At 36.9% G+C, this 1,325-nt stretch carries 1 protein-coding gene; it reads right to left on the bottom strand.

Going from position 1 to position 1,325, the window contains the following annotated elements; genetic code table 11:
* Positions 1-134: 134 nt before the first annotated feature.
* Complete coding sequence (locus PVE40_RS12750) at positions 135-686, bottom strand: DUF5067 domain-containing protein (RefSeq protein WP_274732310.1); 552 nt, start codon at positions 684-686, stop codon at positions 135-137.
* Positions 687-1,325: the final 639 nt, after the last annotated feature.

Raw genomic sequence — 1,325 nt, forward strand, 5'->3', positions numbered from 1 at the left:
TGTATTGCCATCCCTATTATACTCCTGCACGTGATTTTCCGTCATGGCATAGAACGCGGAGCGTTCATAAAGTTTTTTGTGTAAAAAAAGACGTGCCAGCGGACGATTTGATCCACTGACACATCTTTTTATTTTTAGGGCCGAAACGTGATTTGATTGTCGTCCCCACTTTGATTCTTTTCATCCAATTTTAGTTGCACTTCGCTTTTATCCTTCAGTGAGATGGCAAAATAGAACTCAACTTCCTCACCCGGACTTACTCCAGCAATTGCACGTTGATAGGCTTCTGCGTATGGAGGGTTCTCTTTTGAAAATTCTTCTGATAAATAGGCAAAGTGTTCCAGTTCTTGTTCATTTTGATAGAAGTGGAAATACGAGCGGACACCCATCGGAATGATGTCCTGATCTGAGCTGTTTTTATAATGGAGCCACAGCACAAGCGCCGGATTGCCATCCTGATCTGTAATGAACTCATGGGATAGAATTTTTATTTCTTCGTTTACGGTATAATACATGTCATCTTCAAGATAAGGACGCTTGTTATCCTCTTCATACTCCGCAGCAAAAACACTGATGTCCGGAGAAGTTTTCTGACCCTTAGCAGTGTCATCTGTTGTGTCATTGTTCGTGCATCCAGCTAAAAATATGATAGCAAGTAGAAGATACAAAAAATGTTTGCGTTTCAACTTTCATTCCTCCTCAGATCAATATTCGCACTAGTTTCATAAAGGTCGGAATCATTTGTAATGAACAAGGAAATCATTGCATTGGGAGCTTGATTAGTTAATGTTTATTTCAACTTTAATAAGGTCATTTCGCTACTTCTGATTATAACACTTTTACTTTAATTTCTCACCAAATATTCATATACGAATAATTAAAAAAACCTTAGTCTATCTACAGGAAGCGGAGGTGAATAGGTTCCTGCGGCTTTTGTCGATGTTCAAATACTTTATGAAAGTCATTCTACATCAGTAACTTCCCATCCTTTTAATTAGGAGCGATACTTTTGAATAAAAAGGCCACTATTCTTTTTGCAATCTCGATCCTCTTACAATTAAGCAGCCCTTTTCTGGCATATTATGGAATTTTTAATTTTTTCTTCAAGAATCAAAACTTGGTAGGTCTCGAAGCTACTCTATTGCTTATCTTTATGTATCTAGCAATTATGTCAGTTGCCCTTTTGCTATTTAGATTAGCTACTACATATCTAAATCATTCCAAACCATAAAAATAAACTACTATTAAAAACATACTAAGATTAGTAGGTAGAAACCCCGACGGGGGTTCCTGCCTACTATTTTCTTTTTTTCAGATATAGTAGT

It is taken from the genome of Jeotgalibaca caeni (assembly GCF_028863945.1).
GTDB lineage: Bacteria > Bacillota > Bacilli > Lactobacillales > Aerococcaceae > Jeotgalibaca > Jeotgalibaca caeni.